This is a genomic window from Streptococcus australis, assembly GCF_047463015.1.
Lineage (GTDB): Bacteria > Bacillota > Bacilli > Lactobacillales > Streptococcaceae > Streptococcus > Streptococcus australis_F.
On record NZ_JASHER010000002.1, the window covers coordinates 206952 to 224499 of the forward strand.

Sequence of the window (17548 nt, forward strand, 5' to 3'; positions counted from 1 at the left end):
GGAGGCGGGAGTGATCTCGCTTCTTTTTTTATAGGTCCCCTTAGTTCAATGGATATAACAACTCCCTCCTAAGGAGTAGTTGCTGGTTCGATTCCGGCAGGGGACATGAATTTATGACGATGAGGGATTTTCTATTTGAATAGAGATTCTTTTTTTCGAGACTTTCCTTAGGTGTAGTTCTATTTAGTTTATATATTTTTAGTATTCTAAAAGAGATAAAGGATTTAAAGCAAATAAAAGATAAAATAAATAAATAGACGTAATCTAATTTGAATTGTCTTTATCTGGACTATACATCCGTATTTTTAACTGGTTACTAAAAAGGTGCTAAATTATGAAAAAAGTCTTATTATTAGTCTAAGATGCTAGTATTTTAAAAAGACAAGGTGCTTTATCCTTGTCTTTTTCATTTTAGTATTTGCTTTTGTTTCAATGTCAATAAGAGTGTTCTTTTTGAATCAGTAACTATTCCAATTTATCTATCTCGAAATATATAAAATCCCTTTGTAATACTATAAAAAATAACTAACAAAGAAATAACTATAAGACTCGGTTGCCAGAAACCTGATATATCTACTAAACTACGGCCTAAAAGTTGGCCAATAAAGCTAACTAAAAGTAAAATAATTAAATTGAAAACTACTGATACTAATAAAATTAATACCGAATGTATTATTGCCTCGGCTATACGTATTTTAAAAAGTTGTAATCTTGACACTCCTAGTGTCTTTAACTGTTTAATGTCCTCAACATCTTTATTAGAAGATAAAATTGTAAGAGAAATAGAACTAGTAATAATCAGAATAATTGGAGCAGACAGATAAGCAATAAAGGAAGCTCTTGCTTCTTGTACACCGTTTGCTGTATTCATGAATGAATACATATTTTGGGTGTAAAGAATAAACCCAGAAATGAGAGTTACTCCCATGCTCATTGAAGTTTGTATACTTTTCAAATAGCTAGGATTGGATAGTAGATTCCAAAAGCCTGTATTGATTACATAATTTTCAGTTGGAAATATCCTCATTAAAAATTTTATTAGAAACATTTGAATTGATGGAGATAGTGATTGAATAATAAGGATGTGAATAATTAATAAAAATAATATTATGCTTGACTGTGTTGCAATTATTTCTTTATTTCTGCTAAAACCTGCTGAAACAATAAAACCTATACATAGTAACCATAGGAATAAACGAACAGAGCCAGTTACTGTAACTTTTCTTTTTTTCTTTTTTGGTTTTAATATTGATGCTATTTTAAGTATTCGACTTGAATAAAAGTAAGCCCCTATCCCGACAATTGTTGGGACTATAAAAACACTCAATAAAATTGATTGAATGTTGGCTGTAATAACCAAATCAGGTAACTCATCTCTTCCTAATAAATTTTGTAAAAATTTGTAGTAACTATCTGCCATGAAGAATGAAAGTATTGTACCAATACTACTAACAATCACTGCCATTAAATAGAACTGTCCAGATACAAGTAAAGACAGCTGAGTTCTGCTTGCGCCTAAGATAGCCCATAATTGGTAATCCTTTTTAAAGATATCTATTAGCAGTCTTATATTATTTGAAATAAGGAAAAATAGAGTAGTCCCGCCAAAAACTATTAGCATTTGAAAAAGTTGTGAAGCGTTAATATTAGCAGTCTTTATTGCACTAGCAATACCAAATAAAGATGTTCCAACAATCAGGCTAGATACAAATAGTAATGGTATTGTTCCTAACCATTGTCTTTTTGAGTACTGAAATTGGTAAATGATTAATTTTAGCATAATAAATTCTCCTCAAATTAATCTTTACTACTTTCAAGTGCTTGGTAGAGCTCATCAGCTGAAGGTTTAATAATTTGTCGAGATATTTTTCCGTCTTTTAAAATGAGTGCTCTGTCAGTTTTTGAAGCCAACTCAATATCATGAGTGACCATAAAAACACATTTTCCTTGACTCGCTAAATTACGAAGTGTTTCAAAAATAAGTTTTCTTGAGACGCTGTCCAGAGCTCCTGTTGGCTCATCAGCAAAAATAATTTTACTATCAGCTATTATTGCACGAGTAATAGCCACTTTTTGCTGTTCTCCACCTGATAAGGTAGCAACTAATGATGATAGTTCTGCTTTAAAATTCAAACTATCCAACATTCTTCTTACTTTATTGCTATCAACACTCTTTCCTGAGAGTCTCAGAGGAAGTGTAACATTTTCTAGTACAGGTAGAGCGGGTACCAGATTATAATTTTGAAAAATAATTGCAATATCTTGCCTTCTAAATTTAGCAAGTTTCCCTTCTTTTAAAGTGTATGGATTCACACCATTGATAACAACTTCGCCACTTGTTGGTTCAGATAAACTTGATAAACAACTTAATAAAGTAGATTTTCCAGAACCGCTGACACCAAGGATTGATACAAATTCCCCATAATTGACAGATAAAGAAACATCTTTCAAAATAGAGACAGTTTTGTCTTGCCCTAACAAAAATTCTTTTGAAAGGTTTGAGACTTTAACAGCTACATTATTAACCATAATAAATCCTCCTGATTCCAGTGTCATCTTTGATTTAATTATACAATATTTTAATTCTGTCAATATCAATAAATGTGTTCTTTTTGGAGTATTCTATATATTCGAGGTAACATTATCATGGTATAGATCAGGAGAGAAACACCTCCAAATATGAATATCAGACCTCCGTTTATGTCCTTTTGAAATAGATAAGTAAATACAATGGTACCTATCGGCATAATAGATGTATTTAGTGTGAATAAAGTGCTCATTACTCTTCCTAAATAATTCGTTTCAATGCTACTTTGAAGATAAGTCATGACGACAATATTTAGAATAACAAGAGTGAATGCGATAATTCCCATAAATAAACCGCCAACGGAAGAAATAATCACTTGGGTGTTAGTAGTTGCAAATGTAATACCCAAACCAACGATAGCGATGGTTAGAAGAAAAAGTGGAATGCGAATTCTATTAGAGAGAAGTGTATTATTTTCTTTTTTGTCTGGCAATAGTGACATAGACACACTGGCTAATAACATTCCAACCGCAGACATAGTTTCTAGGATACCTACTGTCGCATTATCTAATAAGAGTTGCTCTTTGACTACAAATGGTACTCCAATGCTAATGGAAGTATAGAAAAAATTCAGTACAACACTAACAAGAATAATATATTTGACAATCTGATTTTCTTTTAAAAATCGGATAATTTCTTTAACCCCGTGTTGATGGTTTTCATTCTGTTTGATCTCAGCTTCCTGCCCATCGTGTTCATAGAAGAATTTCATGGTAAGTAAGACACCTAAAGCAAGGAGATTTGCAATGATTTCTATGAGAATAAAGCCTGAGAAGCCTAACCAATTATAAAAAATGACTCCAATAGCTGGGGAAAGCATGGTTGCGATAGCAATGGCAGTTTGTGTAACAGAGCTTAATCGTTGAATTTTTGTATCATTTACTAACTCGTGGATAGAGGCTGAATAACAAGTATCATTGATGTTAACTGTAACAGAGTGAAGTATGACAAACGGGATTACGAGGTATAAGATAGTAGATGAATTCGTTAAAAAATAAAAAGCATAAAACAGAAGAAAGATTATAAGCCTAAAGATAAAATTATAAATTAAGATCTTTTTATGACGGTATCGGTCTACTAAATTACCGATTGGAACCAAGAAAATCAAACTGACTAAAGGATAGATGATCATGTTGATTCCAAAACTCATTGCCGATTTTGTTTGGTCCAGTAACATTAATCCTAAGGCGAAATTAAAAGCTTTTCCACTTAAAGAACTAATAAAACTACTAATAAAGTCTTTGATGATTTGTCTATTAGACATTTTATCACTTATTAAATTCTTAATATTAACCCCCTCCATTCGTTTCAACACTGATTCGGTTATCTGATCCTATTCAATGAACCTGCGTTGTAAGGTAATTGGGATAGTAGATAAACCATAATTTTTGTTAATTAAGATTTTACCAATTATACTAATAAAAGTATATTAAAAAATGTAGAAAATATTGTATTTATGTTTACTAATTATATTTCTCTCTTGCTTTGACATTATCTAAATTGATAACTTCTTACGTACCTCTTCTAAAATAGGATATATTTTACAATCGTTAAAGGATTTCAAAATGAAACAGATTGATTTATTTTGCTTTTTGTAGGCTTTAAATTTATTCCAGATGTTGATACTATTTATCATAACACTTGACACCGCTTTCTAACGGGAGTACAATAATATTGAGGAAAAGATGGCTTATCTCTTTTATTTAGGAGGTATCAGATATGCAAATCTATTTTATATATTCTATTTTCTTTCTATTATCACTTGTAGTTCTAGCTTATATTATTCAGTTAATCATTGCTCCTTTAAAAAGAAACTAAGTAACATTTTGCCCAAATAGTAGTTATTTGGGCTTTTTGCTACACTTTAGCTTAGTGGATTAAAGTGTTTAGCACATTCTTGTAGAGTGATTTTATTTTATGAAGGTTGTTTATAGTTGAAAGGGGGAAATAGATGGTCTCTAAACTTGATACAGCTTGGAACTTGTTTCTGGAGGGAAAAACATCAGAAGCTAAAAAGTTGGTTGAACAAGATTTTTCCATTGATACCTGTACAGATTTTAGCCTTTTAAATCTGATGGGGTATTTATTATTGGCAGAAAAAGACTATGTTTCATGTACACATATTTTTGAGAAATACATTTTATTAGCTCAACTAAATGAAGATAAAGAAAATGAACATATTGGATTACATCAATTAGCGATGATCTACAGGGAACAGGGGAATTTCCATAAGGCTTTAAAACTCATTAAAGATGAAGAGAAGATAATTGAAGAGCATTTTCCAAATGATAATCTAAAGAAAGCTGTGAATAACTACGAACAAGGCTATGTGAGATTTAAATTAAACAACCTTGATGAAGCTCTTACATTCATGAATCTATCACTGGAACAATCTTTAGAAACTGATGATGTGATTTCTCAAGCTTGTAGCTATAGAGGGTTAGGTGAAATCTATTTAGCTTTGGAAGATACGGAATTATCCAATAGACATTTCAAACGAGCTATAGAACTTTTCGAAAGTGTTGGAGAGTTTGAAGGGATAAAGGAAATTGAGGAATTGATTCACGAATGATTTTACATTTAGTTTTTGTTATTAGTTTGCCTAAATAAAAAGTTTTAATATGCTATAAATTATGTATTTGATTAAGGGGAATAAGATGAGAGGTTGTGATAGAAATGGAATTTCTATTTATTTTAATTATTTTTATACCTTATTTCTTTTATTTAGAATGGAAGGATAAGCCTAAACAAAAAAATATGTCCTTTTGCTATCTTTATAAGTTTTATATGATTTACTTGTGGTTTATCCTCATAATTTCCATAATGGCTATCGGTATTTTTTCCCTTGGAGTACTAGCTGTTAGAGGCGAAAAACTTACGTCTGGTTTCTTTGTTTTATCTTTTTTAGGTATAGTTCTATTTAGTTTCTATATTTTTAGTATTCTAAAAGAGATAAAGGAATTAAAGCAAATAAAAGGTATGTAAATATTAACTAAGAGAACTAGCTAACTAGCTTAAGTAAAATATAACACGGCCATGATTCATGAGCCGTGTTTTTGTATGAATGTACAATTGAAAAATTTTTAGTTTTCACTTAAATAAAGTACATAATTGACAATGATTAGCTCAAAAACATTTTTGGGTTACTAGAAATCGTAGAAGTTCCGTGACTAATTCTTGAGCCTAGGGCACTTTTTTCACAGCGGAAAGTCTCTACAGAAAATAAATGGGAAATGTTATATAAATAGGAGTTTATCCACCATCTAAAGTAACTCGTGAATGCGAATTTTTGTAAATTTAAAGTTAACAATTGATGGAATATCTAGATATAATGAATTGATTTTTGAAGAAGGAAGGAGTAAAATAAAGTTAATATAATGACTGATTAGAGATAAATAAAACAAGACAAAAAAGCACCGAATCGGTGCACACTTTTTCAAGTCGGATACGGACAAAGCCTTATTTTAACTTGCTGTGTTGTTTCGAATGGTCACAAAACTTATTTTTTGTATGATATAATAGAATATTTTAAAAATGAAGGGATTTTCTATGGAGAGTGATGTGTTTTTTGATTATTATTTAAAATCACTTAGGTTTCATTTACGTGATAGGTGTAAGGATATTGGATTTATAGAGTTTTTTAAAGATGAAAATAATTGTTTTATTACTATAGAGGATTATGCTTTAGAAGCATTTGTAGTATTGTCAAATATTTTGAGTAAATATAGAATTGTGTTTTCTTGTGGAATTATTTATAGTAAGGGGGTAGTTACTGGAGTAGAAGTGTGTATGAATGTATCAGAGTTAGAAAGATTAAATAAATTATTTAAGATATAGTTTTGAAGAATATTAAAAAACATAAGGGAATTCGTTTACGTGGGATGTGTGGAGTGGTAGTATTAATGTTTCCTAGTTCTAGAGCTCTGTTGTTTTGAATGGTCCCAAAATGCCTTCAATAATTTGCAGTCACCAGCAGCCTCTATTACCCGTAGCCATTTATTGTTTTTTTAAGCTTTTATTGTTACAATATCCATATAGACAAAAAGACTGGGCTTCCAGCCTTTTTAATTGTTTTAAAGAAAGGTTTTTTATGAAACGCAAATCGATTTTGTTTCTATTTTTATTCTTGCTCTCGATTGGTCTGGCCTATGAGACGCAATCTATCACAGCTGGTTGGATGACAGGCAGCCAGTATGGGATTATTGGTATCTCTGTCCTCTTGCTCCTAGTTTATGCGATTCCTGCTGTTTGGGCTCTCTTTCATTTCGCCAAGAAGTGGAAGTTGTCTTGGATTCCGGTTCTTTTTTCTCTCCTAGGTGGGGGCTTTATCGCAGGTTGGTTGTCTAGTTTTGCCAATACCTATTTCCACGAGATGATTCAAGCCGTAGCGCCAAATAGCGATTTTTGGAATCAGTATGAGAGTGCCATCGCAGGCCCCCTCTTTGAGGAACCCTTCAAGTTGATTCCAATCTTCTTTGTCCTCTACTTGTTCAATGTACGTCGGATCAAATCCATCTTCCTTTTAGCGATTGCATCTGGTCTTGGTTTCCAGATCGTAGAGGACTTTGCCTATATCCGTCAAGACATGCCAGAAGGCTTCTCTTACGCAGTATCTGGTATCCTAGGTCGGATCATGAATGGGGTCGTATCACATTGGGTCTACACAGCTCTTTTCATGGTGGGTCTCTTCTTAATCGTTCAATCGACAAAAGGTCGCAAGGAGTTGATGCTGACGGGTTGGTTCTATTTTGTATCTGGTTTTGGCCTTCACTTTGTCGGCAATTCACCATTTGGCCAAATCGAGACAGAACTCCCTCTCGCTATTCCATTCTTGACAGCAGTAGGACTCTTCTTGATTTACCAAGCCTCCCTCACCGTCCAAAGTCTGGACCAAGGGAATTAGTAATAGAAAAATCGTATGTTTCAAACATACGATTTTTTTGATGGTTATTTTCCAAGACAGAACTGGCTGAAGAGTTGGGTGATGAGCTCGTCTGGAGCAGCATCTCCTGTGATTTCTCCGAGAATTTCCCAAGTGCGGGTCAGATCGACTTGGAGCAGATCTACTGGCATGCCCATGGCCAGGCCTTCGTTGACTGCTTGGAGGCTTTCAACAGCTTTCTCAATGAGAGAGATGTGGCGGGCATTGGAGAGGTAAGTAGCATCTTGCTCGACCAGGCCAGCATTTTCAAAGAAGAGGGCATTAATCCGGTCTTCGATGTGGTTGATATTTTGATTTTTCAGAACCGAAATCTTGATGTAATCTTCTGGCAGTTGGTCGATTTCAATCTTCTCTGGGAGATCGACCTTGTTGAGGAGAATGATGCGGTTGCTGTCTTGTGAGATTTCCAGCAACTGACGATCCTGATCAGTCAGTGGTTCACTAGCATTAAGGACCAGAAGGACCAGGTCGGCTTCTTTGAGGGCTTTGCGAGAGCGTTCCACCCCGATGCGTTCAACGATGTCTTCTGTCTCACGGATCCCAGCCGTGTCGACCAGCTTGAGAGGAACACCGTTGATATTGACGTATTCCTCGATAACGTCTCGGGTCGTCCCTTCGATATCGGTCACGATAGCTTTTTCCTCGCGCAGGAGGTTGTTCAGAAGGCTAGATTTACCGACGTTTGGCCGGCCGATGATAGCAGTAGAGATCCCTTCGCGGAGGATCTTACCACGACGAGCTGTCTTGAGGAGATTGGTCAAGAGGGCTTCAAACTCAGTGGTCTTCTCACGGATGATCTCGGTCGTTGCTTCCTCCACATCGTCGTACTCTGGATAGTCGATGTTGACTTCGACCTGAGCCAGGGTATTGAGGATCTCTTGGCGCGTGTTGTTGATGAGATCAGAGAGGGATCCGTCCAACTGTTTGACAGCGATGTTCATAGCCTTGTCAGTCTTAGCGCGGATAATATCCATGACCGCCTCAGCCTGGGTCAAATCGACACGACCATTGAGGAAGGCCCGCTTGGTAAATTCACCTGGTTCAGCTAATCGAGCGCCTTCGCGGATTACCAATTGTAGGATTTCATTGGTCACCGCAATCCCACCGTGAGTGTTGATCTCGATGATATCTTCGCGAGTAAAGGTCTTAGGAGAGCGCATGGCTCCGACCATAACTTCGTCGAGGATCTCATCCTTATCTGGATCCACGATATGGCCGTAGTTGAGGGTATGGCTAGCCACGCTATTCAAGTCTTTACCCTTAAAGATCTTTTGTGCGATTTTAAAGCTATCTGTCCCGCTCAAGCGGACGATCCCAATAGCCCCTTCACCGAGCGGAGTCGAGATAGCAGCGATAGTATCAAATTCTCTAGTAATCATGTATCTTCTCTTTTCCTGTGTATTCCCTTCTATTCTATCGTAAACTAGCAAGTCGGGCAAGATATTGCTTTTAGAAGGAGAAGTTGAAAAGGTTTTCAGTTAACTAGTGAAATCTGTCGTCCAATATGCTATACTAAATATGAATAGAAATGGAGGTCTATGATGGTAAACCTAAAAGAACAGGTAGGGATTAAGGCGGCTGAGTTTGTTACTGACGGCATGATTGTAGGTCTTGGTACAGGGTCAACTGCTTATTATTTTGTGGCTGAATTGGGACGTCGCATCAAGGAAGAAGGTTTGAAGATTACTGCTGTTACGACCTCAAGCGTGACCTATGAACAGGCAGAAGGCTTGGGAATTCCTCTCAAAGCCATTGACGATGTAGAAGTGGTAGACTTGACCGTAGATGGTGCGGATGAAGTAGACCCTGCTTTGAACGGCATCAAAGGTGGGGGAGGTGCCCTCTTGATGGAGAAAATCGTTGCGACCAACTCAAAAGACTGCATCTGGATTGTCGATGAGTCTAAACAAGTGGAGACGCTTGGTGCCTTTAAACTGCCAGTAGAAGTGGTTCAATACGGGGCAGAGAATCTTTTCCGTCATTTTGAGAAGAAGGGCTATTCACCAGCTTATCGTGAAAAAGATGGCCAGCGTTTTGTGACTGATCAGGGTAACTTTATCATTGATTTGGATTTGAAAGTGATCCCAGACGCTGAAGCCTTAGCAGAAGAGTTGGACCGGACTGTCGGTGTTGTCGATCATGGTCTCTTCTTAGGAATGGTTTCAAAAGTTATTGTCGGGACACCAGAAGGTCCAAAAATCATTAGCAAATCACTTTAAAAAGGGCATTTTGTCCTTTTTTCTGAGGATATGAAACTTATTTATAAAATTTTATATGAAAGCGTTACATTTTCAAAAATTTGTGTTATACTGTATTCAGTTTAAATTATAAAGGAGACATTCAAAATGCCAAAATATAATCGTATGCATTTAGTTGTATTGGATTCAGTAGGGATCGGAGCAGCTCCAGATGCTAATAACTTTGTCAATGCCAGTGTACCTGATGGCGCATCTGACACACTTGGACACATCTCAAAAGCAGTTGGTTTGAATGTACCAAACATGGCAAAGCTAGGTCTTGGAAATATTCCGCGTGAACAACCCTTAAAAACTGTACCTGCTGAGAGCAATCCAACTGGTTACGCAACGAAGTTAGAAGAAGTCTCTCTTGGAAAAGATACCATGACAGGTCACTGGGAAATCATGGGTCTTAATATTACAGAACCATTTGATACTTTCTGGAATGGATTCCCAGAAGAAATTATTACAAAGATTGAAGAATTCTCAGGTCGTAAGGTTATCCGCGAAGCTAACAAACCTTATTCTGGTACAGCTGTCATCGATGACTTCGGTCCACGTCAAATGGAAACAGGCGAGTTGATCATCTATACATCAGCTGACCCAGTTCTTCAAATCGCAGCTCACGAAGACATCATTCCTTTGGATGAACTCTACCGTATCTGTGAATACGCTCGTTCTATTACATTGGAACGTCCTGCTCTTCTTGGACGTATCATCGCCCGCCCTTATGTTGGAGAGCCAGGAAACTTCACACGTACGGCTAACCGTCGTGACTTGGCTGTTTCACCATTTGCGCCAACTGTTTTGGACAAATTGAATGAAGCTGGTATCAATACTTACTCAGTTGGTAAGATCAGCGATATCTTCAACGGCGCTGGTATCAACCACGATATGGGCCACAACAAATCAAACAGCCACGGGATTGACAACTTGATCAAAGCTATGAAATCAGAAGACTTCAAACATGGCTTTTCATTTACCAACTTGGTAGACTTCGATGCCCTATACGGACACCGTCGTGATCCACACGGTTACCGTGATTGCTTGCATGAGTTTGACGAGCGCTTGCCTGAAATTATCTCTGCCATGAAAGAAGATGATCTCTTGATGATCACGGCTGACCATGGAAATGACCCAACTTATGCTGGTACAGACCATACGCGTGAATACATCCCATTCTTGGCTTACAGTCCATCCTTCAAGGGTAGTGGCTTGATCCCAGTTGGACACTTTGCGGATATCTCAGCTACAGTTGCGGACAACTTCGGCGTTGAGAAAGCCATGATCGGTGAAAGCTTCTTAGATAAATTGGTCTAAGATGATGCGTTTTGCTTTACTCGTAAGAGGAATCAATGTTGGTGGCAAGAATAAGGTAGCCATGGCGGATCTGCGTCAGCAATTGACCGACCTAGGACTTGGCCAAGTGGAAACCTACATCAATAGTGGCAATATCTTCTTTACGACGGATCTTTCTCGATCTCAGTTAGTAGAGTGCCTGTCGACCTTCTTTGAGAACCATTATCCCTTTATTGAGCGTTTTTCTCTGCTGAGTCGAGAAGACTATGAAGCAGAATGTGCGAACTTGCCGAACTGGTGGACAGAAGAGATGGCTCGCAAGGATGTCCTCTTTTACACCGAGGGCTTAGATAGGGAATCCGTAGAAGAGAAGCTGCTGGCTTTAGAATTGGGAGAAGAAGTGCTCCACTTTGGCAAGGTAGCGCTTTTCTGGGGGAAATTCTCAGAAGAAAGCTATGCTAAAACGGCCTACCACAAACATCTGATGAAGATGCCTTTCTACCGCCAGATCACTATTCGCAACGCCAACACCTTTGACAAAATCGGTACATTACTTAAGAAATAATAGGAGGAACACAATGACATTATTAGCAAAAATCAATGAAACAGCAGCATTTTTGAAGGGCAAAGGAATCGAAGCTCCTGAGTTCGGTTTGATCCTTGGTTCAGGTCTTGGAGAATTGGCTGAAGAAATCGAAAATGCAGTCGTAGTAGACTACTCTGACATTCCAAACTGGGGTCAATCCACAGTAGTCGGACACGCTGGTAAATTGGTTTATGGTGATCTTGCTGGACGTAAGGTATTGGCCCTTCAAGGTCGTTTCCACTTCTACGAAGGAAACCCATTGGAAGTGGTGACTTTCCCAGTTCGTGTCATGAAAGTTTTGGGATGTGAAGGAGTGCTTGTCACCAACGCTGCAGGTGGTATTGGCTTCGGTCCTGGTACCTTGATGGCCATCACTGATCACATCAACATGACTGGTCAAAACCCATTGATTGGTGAAAACTTGGATGACTTTGGTCCACGTTTCCCTGATATGTCGAAAGCTTACACTCCAGAATACCGTGAGACTGCTCATCAAGTAGCGGACAAATTGGGTATTAAATTGGATGATGGAGTTTACATCGGTGTGACAGGTCCTACCTATGAAACTCCAGCTGAAATCCGTGCATATAAGACTCTTGGAGCAGATGCTGTCGGTATGTCAACTGTTCCAGAAGTTATCGTTGCTGCTCACTCTGGTTTGAAAGTTCTTGGTATTTCATGTATTACCAACTTTGCGGCTGGTTTCCAAGAAGAGCTCAACCACGAAGAAGTCGTAGAAGTGACAGAGCGCGTTAAGGGAGACTTCAAAGGTTTGCTAAAAGCGATTCTTGCTGAATTGTAAGATCCTTGAAAAGAATTGTGAGATCCCTTAAAACAATTCCCAATAAACGAAGACTAGTCCTAGCAGCTTGTCTGCTAGGTCTTGTTTCGGGTTTAGCTGGTATCCTGCTTCATTACCTTTTAGAGTTAGTGGAAGGATTGGCTTTTGGTCGTTCAGAGCACCAGTCTGGCTTCTTGACGGATGGAGTGGCGCCTTCACGGATTTGGCTCAGTCTGTTTCTTGTTGGTGCCAGCTCAGCCTTGGTCTGGTATCTCCTACAGCGAAAGGGAAATATTCTCTCTGTTAAGGGCCAGATGAAGGAGGAATCTTCCCATCATCGTCTTCATTTTTGGAAACAGTTGCTCCATTCCACCTGGCAAATTATTGCTGTAGGAGCTGGAGCACCAGTTGGAAAAGAAGGGGCACCACGGGAGATTGGGGCCTTGTTGGCAACTCCGCTTGGACGAGCACTAGACTTATCGTTTTAGGACCGCATCTTTCTGATTGCTTGTGGGGCTGGCGCAGGCTTGGCAGCGGTCTACCAAGTGCCCCTAACCAGTGTTTTTTTTATCTTTGAAACCTTGGGGCTGGTTTTTTCGATGAAACGCTTTGTCTTGGCCGGGATTACCACTTATGTGGCTGCTTATACGGCAGGTTGGGTCATTTCAGACAGAGCCCTCTATCAAGTGCCCGAAATAACTTGGTCACCTACAGTCTTATGGCAGATAGTTATCTTCATTGCCTTCCTGACTCCAGTCGCCTGGCTCTTTGCCCGTTTCACAAAGAAGGCCGCCAATCATCGAATCAAGGACAAACGAATTCTTATCACTTTGCCATTAGCATTTGTTTTCCTAGCTTGTCTAGCAAGCTTCCAGCCCCACCTGCTTGGAAATGGGCGGATGATGGCTCAGGAAATCCTCAATGGGGCCACATGGCAGACAATCTTTCTTCTATTAACCCTAAAAGCTCTAGTCGTTCTGCTTACCTTTTGGGCAGGTGCCTATGGAGGGACTCTGACGCCTTCCTTTGCACTGGGAATGGCAGGAGCAGCCCTCATCTCTTTGGTACTTGGTGTTGGAAATACTCCAGCTTTCTTTCTCCTAGGTTCGGTTTGCTTTTTGACAGTGACCTTAAAAGCTCCCTTATCTGCAACTGGCTTGGTCCTTGGGTTTACGGGACAAGGGTTAACAGCTCTACCCTATCTCTTGCTGACAGCTTTTCTAACTGTTGGTTTGTCCAAAGGATTGGATCGTCTGATGGGGAGAAAAATAAAGGAGTCTCCAGTAGATAAGATTCAGTAGTTTTTATATAGAGGATTAAACCTACAAGCTAGATGAAACCTATCTTCTTATGGTATAATTTAACTAAGCATATAAGGAACCAGGCTTGTTGGGGCTGGAATAAACCTCACTTTTGATGCCTGGCCTCTATGATGAATCCAGAAAGCTAGAGTTTGTGTTGCGATTTGAACACGAGCGGAAAGCTTTTCAAAACAAAAAATTAAAGGAAGGGTAGTTCGGGTTTGAATTGAACCCGGGCTAGAGGCTGTGTAAAAAAGATAAATCCTTCTAGATGCGTAGCATCTTTGTCGGATTTCCTATTTTTACTTTGCCTCTTTAACGCCTATTCTAAAAAAATAAAAAAGAAAGGTAGAGCATGTGTTCTGATTTGAACACGAGCGGAAAGCTTTTCAAAACACTCAATAAAAAAAGAAAGGATGGGTTAACTGTATTCGCTGAACTGAATACGGGCGGAGAACTGTGTAAAAAAGATAAACTGTCTAGCATCTGCGATGCGTCGTCAGTTTCCTATTTTTACTTTGTTCTCTGTCACCCTTTATATCTTAATTATGTCTATCCATATTGCTGCTAAGCAAGGTGAAATTGCTGATAAAATTCTTCTTCCTGGAGATCCTCTTCGTGCGAAATTTATCGCTGAGAATTTCCTTGAGGATGCTGTATGTTTTAACGAAGTCCGGAACATGTTTGGTTACACAGGTACTTACAAGGGTCATCGTGTATCTGTTATGGGAACTGGAATGGGGATGCCATCCATCTCTATCTATGCGCGTGAGTTGATCGTGGACTACGGCGTGAAGAAATTGATCCGTGTGGGTACAGCTGGTTCTTTGAATGGCGATGTCCACGTCCGTGAATTGGTCTTGGCGCAAGCTGCCGCAACCAACTCAAACATCATCCGTAACGACTGGCCTCAATACGATTTCCCACAAATCGCAAGCTTTGATTTGCTTGATAAGGCCTACTACATTGCCAAAGACCTTGGTATGACCACTCACGTTGGGAATGTCTTGTCTTCTGATGTCTTCTATTCAAACTACTTTGAAAAGAACTTGGAGCTTGGTAAATGGGGCGTGAAAGCTGTGGAAATGGAAGCAGCGGCTCTTTACTATCTTGCTGCTCAACACCATGTGGATGCCCTTGCCATCATGACCATTTCTGATAGCTTGGTCAATCCAGATGAGGATACGACTGCAGAAGAACGTCAAAATACTTTCACTGATATGATGAAAGTTGGTCTTGAAACCTTGATCGCAGACTAATGACAGAAAACCTTCATGATGAGTGGCTCTACGACCTTCAGACCTACCAGTATAGTCGGGCCCTACGCTCTGCTAGGAAGCAGAAGAGTGTGCCAGAACTGGTCTTGATATTATTGCAGTTAATGGCCGAGCGTCGAGAGCTCAATATCCAACCAATCATGAACCAAAAGTTGAAAACTGACTTGCTAGATGCAACAGGTTTTCAGCTTTTTTGGCATGAAAATCCTGAAAAGGAACAGTTGGCGAACTATCTGTATGATTTAGAAGCCAAGCTCCGCAACGAGCAGATTATCGACTTTATTCGGGCGGTGAGTCCAGCTATTTATCGGATCTTTATGCGTTTGATTGAGATGCAGATCCCTGATATTGCGGACTACATTCACAACTCTAAAGAGTCCAGCTATGACCATTGGAAGTTTGACAAGATTCGGGCCTCTGACAATCCAGCATTGCAACAATTCCATAGCGAGAGTGCGGTCAATTCGTCCAGTTTGACGGAGTTGATCTTACTCTTGGACTTGACAGATTCCATCAAGGATGCGGCCAAGCAACTGCGGGAGTTGGAGAAATCTGTCCGCAATCCTCTGGCCCACTTGATCAAACCCTTTGATGAGGAAGAATTGCACCGGACGACTGGTTTCTCCTCCCAGCATTTTATGGAGCTCTTGGTGAGCTTGGCTCAGGAGACGGGGATTATTTACCAGCGAGAACCTTTTTACTTCGACCAGGCCAATGCTGTTATCGAGGCACTCTTGTAAGGAGGAAGACATGGATAAACTGAAAGAGTTGCAAGAAATCATTGATCAGAGTCAACGGATCGTCTTTTTCGGTGGGGCAGGCGTCTCTACAGAATCCAATATTCCAGATTTTAGGAGTTCGGACGGCGTCTATAGCGTCACATTGGGGCGCCATTTTACTGCAGAACAACTGGTCTCTCATACCATGTTTGAGCGCTATCCAGAGGACTTTTTCGACTTCTATAAGAAATACTTGCTCTATCCAGATGCCAAGCCCAATGCAGCCCATCGCTATCTGGCTTGGCTGGAAGAGACCGGTAAGCTCAAGGCAGTGGTGACGCAAAATATTGATAGTCTCCATGAAATGGCAGGGTCTAAAAAAGTCTTGAAACTCCATGGTAGTGCCGACCGTAATTACTGTACGAGTTGCCAGCGATTTTATGATTTAGAGTCCTTTCTAGCTTTGGAAGGGCCTGTTCCACACTGTCTGGACTGTGGTAATGTCGTCAAGCCGGATGTAACCCTCTACGAGGAACCTCTCGATATGGACGTCTTTAGCCAAGCAGCCCAAGCCATCCAAGAAGCTGATTTGCTGATTATCGGTGGTACCTCCCTCGTTGTCTACCCAGCAGCCAGCTTGATCCAGTATTTCCAAGGGAAGAAGCTGGTCGTCATCAATAAGACCAGTATCCCACAGGACAAGCAAGCAGACCTGGTCATCGAAGGGAAGATTGGGGAAGTGTTTTCGAAATTAAGACAATAAAAGAACACCTGAGAGAAGTGGAAACCCACTTTGTTCAGGTGTTTTATTGTGCTTGTGTAGCTAGTTAGTTCTTATTTATCAAATTGGACTTCCTCAAGTAAGTATTCGATAAATTTTTCACCCATCTTAGAGAGGCTAGCTTTTTCGTGTTGGATGTAGACCAGCTCGATTGGATCATCGATATCTAGCGGGATGGAAACGATATTGTCTCCATTGAGGTTGCTATTAAGGATCCCAGTCGCAATGGTGTAGCCGTCTAGACCAATCAAGAGATTGAAGAGGGTGGCACGGTCACTGACAACGATGGACTTCTTGTGATGCTCTTGGGAGAGGATCTCTTCTGAGAAGTAGAAGGAGTTGTGGGTCCCTTGGTCGTAGCTGAGATAAGGGAAGTCTTCTAGATCTTCTAATTTCACCACCTCTTTGTTCGCTAGAGGGTTAGTCTTGCTGACGAAGATATGAGGTTGGGCAGTGAAGAGGTGGGTTGCCTTAAGGTGGCTGTCATCCAGCATTTTTGAAAGGACATCCCGGTTGTACCCATTAAGGAAGAGGACACCGATCTCACTACGGAAGTTCTTGACGTCATCGATGATTTCCCAGGTTCTGGTCTCCCGTAGGAAGAGCTCGTATTTCTCCATATCGCTTTTCTTGAGGAGAGAGACGAAGGCTTCGACTACGAAGGCATAGTGCTGGGAGGACACGCTAAAGAGCTCCCTATTGGCTACTGGATTTTTATAGCGTTCTTCTAGGAGTTGGGTCTGCTCGACGACTTGACGGGCATAAGAAAGGAACTCCATCCCATCCTTGGTCAAAGTGATTCCTTTGGGATTACGGATGAAGATATCAATTCCCATTTCTTTTTCCAAGTCCCGCACAGCATTGGACAAACTTGGCTGGGTGATGAAGAGTTGCTTGGACGCCTCATTCATAGAGCCTGTTTCGACGATTTTGATAATGTAATGTAATTGTTGGATTCTCATGCTTATATTTTAACATACTTTTGACAGAAAATCCTAGCTAGTATCAGTCTCTAGAAGGATTTTTCCCTATAAAACA

General features: G+C 39.6%; 15 protein-coding genes, 1 tRNA gene and 1 pseudogene. 12 read left to right on the forward strand and 5 right to left on the reverse strand.

What is annotated here, in order from left to right; all coding sequences use genetic code 11:
• The first annotated feature begins 34 nt into the window (after positions 1-34).
• Positions 35-106, forward strand: a tRNA-Arg gene (locus QM873_RS02825).
• 369 nt (positions 107-475) lie between these two features.
• Here QM873_RS02825 and QM873_RS02830 read toward each other — a convergent pair.
• From QM873_RS02830 to QM873_RS02840, 3 genes are all read right to left on the reverse strand, one after another.
• A complete protein-coding gene (locus tag QM873_RS02830) occupies positions 476-1780 on the reverse strand; it encodes a beta-carotene 15,15'-monooxygenase (protein WP_195611013.1) in 1305 nt (434 codons plus the stop codon).
• Between the two features lie 17 nt (positions 1781-1797).
• The gene (locus QM873_RS02835; RefSeq protein ID WP_195611011.1) at positions 1798-2529 is read right to left on the reverse strand and encodes an ABC transporter ATP-binding protein; all 732 of its coding nucleotides are present in this window, start codon (positions 2527-2529) and stop codon (positions 1798-1800) included.
• A 65-nt stretch (positions 2530-2594) separates the two neighbouring features.
• Positions 2595-3851, reverse strand: a complete 1257-nt coding sequence (locus QM873_RS02840) for an MFS transporter (RefSeq protein WP_229099947.1) — start codon at positions 3849-3851, stop codon at positions 2595-2597.
• Between the two features lie 687 nt (positions 3852-4538).
• Here QM873_RS02840 and QM873_RS02845 point away from each other — a divergent pair.
• From QM873_RS02845 to QM873_RS02855, 3 genes are all read left to right on the forward strand, one after another.
• Positions 4539-5159, forward strand: a complete 621-nt coding sequence (locus QM873_RS02845; protein ID WP_414278762.1) for a tetratricopeptide repeat protein — start codon at positions 4539-4541, stop codon at positions 5157-5159.
• A gap of 977 nt (positions 5160-6136) precedes the next feature.
• On the forward strand, positions 6137-6424 hold the full coding sequence (locus QM873_RS02850) for a hypothetical protein (RefSeq protein WP_414278763.1): 288 nt from the start codon (positions 6137-6139) through the stop codon (positions 6422-6424).
• 253 nt (positions 6425-6677) lie between these two features.
• Positions 6678-7490, forward strand: coding sequence for a PrsW family glutamic-type intramembrane protease (locus QM873_RS02855; RefSeq protein ID WP_414278764.1), 813 nt, complete (start codon positions 6678-6680; stop codon positions 7488-7490).
• A gap of 44 nt (positions 7491-7534) precedes the next feature.
• Here QM873_RS02855 and mnmE read toward each other — a convergent pair whose 3' ends face one another.
• The gene (gene mnmE, locus QM873_RS02860) at positions 7535-8908 is read right to left on the reverse strand and encodes a tRNA uridine-5-carboxymethylaminomethyl(34) synthesis GTPase MnmE (RefSeq protein WP_414278765.1); all 1374 of its coding nucleotides are present in this window, start codon (positions 8906-8908) and stop codon (positions 7535-7537) included.
• A 162-nt stretch (positions 8909-9070) separates the two neighbouring features.
• Here mnmE and rpiA point away from each other — a divergent pair, with 162 nt between their 5' ends.
• The 8 genes and pseudogenes from rpiA (at position 9071) to QM873_RS02900 (ending at position 16492) form a co-directional block, all read left to right on the forward strand.
• The gene (gene rpiA / locus QM873_RS02865) at positions 9071-9748 is read left to right on the forward strand and encodes a ribose-5-phosphate isomerase RpiA (RefSeq protein WP_040803071.1); all 678 of its coding nucleotides are present in this window, start codon (positions 9071-9073) and stop codon (positions 9746-9748) included.
• A 126-nt stretch (positions 9749-9874) separates the two neighbouring features.
• On the forward strand, positions 9875-11086 hold the full coding sequence (locus tag QM873_RS02870) for a phosphopentomutase (RefSeq protein WP_414278766.1): 1212 nt from the start codon (positions 9875-9877) through the stop codon (positions 11084-11086).
• Position 11087: 1 nt separating this feature from the next.
• Positions 11088-11630, forward strand: coding sequence for a DUF1697 domain-containing protein (locus tag QM873_RS02875; protein ID WP_238656328.1), 543 nt, complete (start codon positions 11088-11090; stop codon positions 11628-11630).
• A gap of 13 nt (positions 11631-11643) precedes the next feature.
• Entirely contained in the window at positions 11644-12453 is an 810-nt protein-coding gene (locus QM873_RS02880; RefSeq protein WP_061563907.1) for a purine-nucleoside phosphorylase, read from the forward strand.
• 5 nt (positions 12454-12458) lie between these two features.
• Positions 12459-13733 (forward strand): annotated as a pseudogene (locus tag QM873_RS02885) (chloride channel protein).
• Positions 13734-14281: 548 nt separating this feature from the next.
• Positions 14282-14992 (forward strand): purine-nucleoside phosphorylase, encoded by a 711-nt coding sequence (gene deoD / locus QM873_RS02890; RefSeq protein WP_414278832.1) that lies wholly within the window; start codon positions 14282-14284, stop codon positions 14990-14992.
• Positions 14992-15750, forward strand: coding sequence for a hypothetical protein (locus QM873_RS02895; RefSeq protein WP_414278767.1), 759 nt, complete (start codon positions 14992-14994; stop codon positions 15748-15750). The genes deoD and QM873_RS02895 overlap by 1 nt, the downstream gene beginning before the upstream one ends.
• Positions 15751-15760: 10 nt before the next feature.
• Positions 15761-16492 (forward strand): NAD-dependent protein deacylase, encoded by a 732-nt coding sequence (locus QM873_RS02900; RefSeq protein WP_414278768.1) that lies wholly within the window; start codon positions 15761-15763, stop codon positions 16490-16492.
• Positions 16493-16563: 71 nt separating this feature from the next.
• On the opposite strand, the gene QM873_RS02905 is transcribed toward QM873_RS02900, so the two are convergent.
• Entirely contained in the window at positions 16564-17472 is a 909-nt protein-coding gene (locus QM873_RS02905; protein WP_048689847.1) for a LysR family transcriptional regulator, read from the reverse strand.
• Between the last annotated feature and the right edge of the window lie 76 nt (positions 17473-17548).